Raw genomic sequence first — 3,147 nt, 5'->3', positions numbered from 1 at the left:
TCCGTGCCCGTCTGCACGGATCTCATCTCGATCGGCGCCAACACCATCCTGCGCAAGGAATCCATGATCCTCGGCTTCCGGGCGCAGTCCGGCTATATCCACACCGGGCCGCTGACCATCGGCCGCGATGCCTTTGTCGGCGTCGGCTCGACGCTCGACATCGACACCCGGATCGGCGACGGCGCCCAGCTCGGCCATTCGTCCTCACTGCACCGCGGCCAAAGCATCCCCGACGGCGAACGCTGGCATGGCTCGCCGGCCGTGCCGACCACGGCCGACTATTGCAAGGTGCGCAATGTCGATCCGTCCAACATCAGGCGCTTCCTCTTCGAAGCGGTGCAGCTGATCGGGCTGTTTGCCATCGTCACCCCCTTGCCGCTTTTGTTCCACAGCTATTGGGAAAACGTCGGCGACGACTACCAGGAAACCATCGGCGTCGTCGCGATCGGCACCACGGTGACGCTGTTCGGCTACATGGCCGCATCCTTCCTGGCGGCGACGCTGGTGCCGCGCCTGGTCAGCCTGCTGTTGAAGCCAGGCCGCACCTACACGCTGTACGGCTTCCGCTACTGGCTGCAGACGGTCGCTGAATTCTCCAGCAATTCCCGCGTGCTCGGCCTGCTGGCCGGCGACAGCTCGGCCATCGTGCACTACATGAGAGCGATCGGCTGGAACCTCAACAAGGTGGTGCAGACCGGCTCCAATTTCGGCTCCAACCAGCAGCACGAAAACCCGCTTCTGTGCGAGATCGGCACCGAGACCATGGTGTCGGACGGGCTGTTCATGATCAACATGCACAAATCCGCCTCCGCCTTCCGGCTCGAGCCGACGAGGATCGGCGAGCGCAACTATCTCGGCAACAACATCTACTATCCGCCGGACGGGCGCACCGGCGACAACGTCCTGCTCGGCACCAAGGTGATGATCCCCATCGACGGGCCGCTGCGCGAGAATGTCGGGCTTCTGGGTTCGCCTGCCTTTGAAATCCCGCGCATGGTGAACCGCGACAAGGAACTCATCGCGGGCGTCGACGAAGACGACCGGCGCCGGCGCATCCCGCACAAGAACCGCCACAATCTGGTGACGATCCTGCTCTTCGTGGCAACGCAATGGGTCATGCTGTTCGTCACGCTGGCGATCTGGGACCGGGCGCTGAACTACTACACCGAATGGGCCGAGGTCGCGCTGTTCGTCGCCGTGCTCCTGACCTCGGCGATCACCATTCCGTTCTACATCTTCGTGGAGCGGGCGAGCCTTGGTTTCGGCCGGCTGAAGCCGCAGATGACGACGATCTACGACGTCGCCTTCTGGCGCCACGAGCGCCACTGGAAGCTGGCGGATTCGCCGATCGTGCGCCTGTTCGCCGGCACGCCGTTCCGGCCGATGATCCTGCGCATGCTGGGCGTCAAGGTTGGCAAACGGGTCTATGACGGCGGCAGCAACCTCACCGAACGCTCGCTGGTAGAGATCGGCGACGACGCCACCCTCAACGAGGGCTGCGTCATCCAGGCCCATTCGCTGGAGGAAGGCGCTTTCAAGTCCGACTTCATCCGCATCGGCAAGGGCTGCACGCTCGGACCTTCAGCCTTTGTCCACTACGGCGTCGTGATGGGCGAAGGCTCGGTGGTCGATGTCGACTCCTTCGTCATGAAGGGCGAAGAGCTGGAGCCCAACTCCATATGGAGGGGCAATCCGGCCAAGCTGCACCGCTTCGTCGAGCCGATCACCGACGATGGCTCCAAGGTATCGGCCAGGGCATCGGCTTGAAGAAGGGCATCGGCTTGAACACCGGAGACATCCGTCTCGTTGCCGTGACCGAGGCCAACCGTGCCCTGGTCACGGCCCTGGAACTGGCGCCGGAGCAGAGGGATTTCGTCGCCGGCAATGCGGACTCGCTGGAAGAAGCCGAAACCGACGCAGACGCGCGGCCACGCGTCGTCATGGCTGGGACCCGTGTCGTCGGTTTCCTGATGTACGAGGCGCCCGAGGATGACGACGAGGCGCGCATCTACCGCTTCATGATCGACCGCGCTTCTCAAGGCAAAGGTTACGGCAAGGCCGCGCTGCGCGAAGTGCTGGACGAAATCCAGGGGCTCGGCCACATCAGCCACGTCTCGATCTGCTACGAACCGGAGAACGATGCGGCGCGAAACCTCTATCGCAGCGCCGGTTTCGTCGAAGAAGGGCTCGACGAGGACGGCGAAATGATCGCCGATCTCGCTTTGCCGGCACGGACGCACGAGCCGTGACGCGGCTGCCCGAGGAAATCGCCTTGGCCGAAGCGATCGCCGCCATCGCACCATCGGGAGTCCGGATCGGATGTCGCATGATCCGCGACGGCGACGAGGCCCATCTGCTGCCCGGGGAAGCGCATTCCCTCCCCGCGCGCCAGCCCGGCATGCGGCGCGCCAGCGGCGCGGCCCGGTGGATCGCGCACGGACTGCTGGCGGAGCTTGGCGTCGGCGACGTCGCCATCCTGCGCACGCCAACCGGCGCGCCGGTCTGGCCCGACGGGATAACCGGTTCGCTCGCGCACGACGACGACATGGCCGTGGCGGCGGTTGCCCCGATTGGCGATATCGCCTCGCTCGGCATCGACGTCGAGCCCGCGCAGCCTCTCCCGGATGATACTTTGGCCCTCGTGACAACGCCCGCGGACCGCACGGACGCAGCCGACCGGCATCTTGCCGGCCGCATCCTCTTTGCCGCCAAGGAAGCCGTCTACAAGGCCGTCTATCCGCTCGATCGCGAGGTGCTGGGCTATGAGGACATCACCGTCGACCTGAACGCAGGCCAGGCGACGACGAAGACCGGCCGCAAGGCCAGGCTCGTTTACTGCGCTGCCCCGCGCGTGGTGGTGCTGGCGTTTGTCGATGGAGATGGGGTTTGAGGTCGGCGCGCTTATTCTGCTGCGCTACGGCGTCATGAGTTCCTAGCCGAACGCGGCAATCGTTGACGTTGGCGCTGCCCCTCACTGTCCTGCCGGACATCTCTCCCCGTATAGTGACGGGGAGAGAGGGGCTGGCCGCGACGCCGGCATTCTTCCCGCAACGCTGGAGATTGGCGAAATCGCCGATGACAGCACCCCTCTCCCCGTCACTATACGGGGAGAGGATGCCGGCAGGCAGGTGAGGGGCGGCGCAGACG

At 65.1% G+C, this 3,147-nt stretch carries 3 protein-coding genes; all 3 read left to right on the top strand.

Annotation, left to right across the window (positions count from 1 at the left end; genetic code table 11):
* Window positions 1-1,767 (top strand): Pls/PosA family non-ribosomal peptide synthetase (locus EN964_RS30050; protein ID WP_281059581.1); only part of this gene is annotated, 1,767 nt, incomplete at its 5' end.
* Complete coding sequence (locus tag EN964_RS30045; RefSeq protein ID WP_127269338.1) at window positions 1,764-2,249, top strand: GNAT family N-acetyltransferase; 486 nt, start codon at window positions 1,764-1,766, stop codon at window positions 2,247-2,249. The genes EN964_RS30050 and EN964_RS30045, both read left to right, overlap by 4 nt.
* Window positions 2,246-2,890 (top strand): 4'-phosphopantetheinyl transferase, encoded by a 645-nt coding sequence (locus tag EN964_RS30040; protein ID WP_127272000.1) that lies wholly within the window; start codon window positions 2,246-2,248, stop codon window positions 2,888-2,890. Before EN964_RS30045 ends, EN964_RS30040 begins: the two co-directional genes overlap by 4 nt.
* Window positions 2,891-3,147 lie beyond the last annotated feature (257 nt).

The organism is Mesorhizobium sp. M7A.F.Ca.CA.001.10.2.1 (genome assembly GCF_003998575.1).
Taxonomy (GTDB): domain Bacteria; phylum Pseudomonadota; class Alphaproteobacteria; order Rhizobiales; family Rhizobiaceae; genus Mesorhizobium.
The sequence above is the reverse complement of the archived record's forward strand: the minus strand, read 5'-3'. Positions and strand labels throughout refer to the sequence as shown.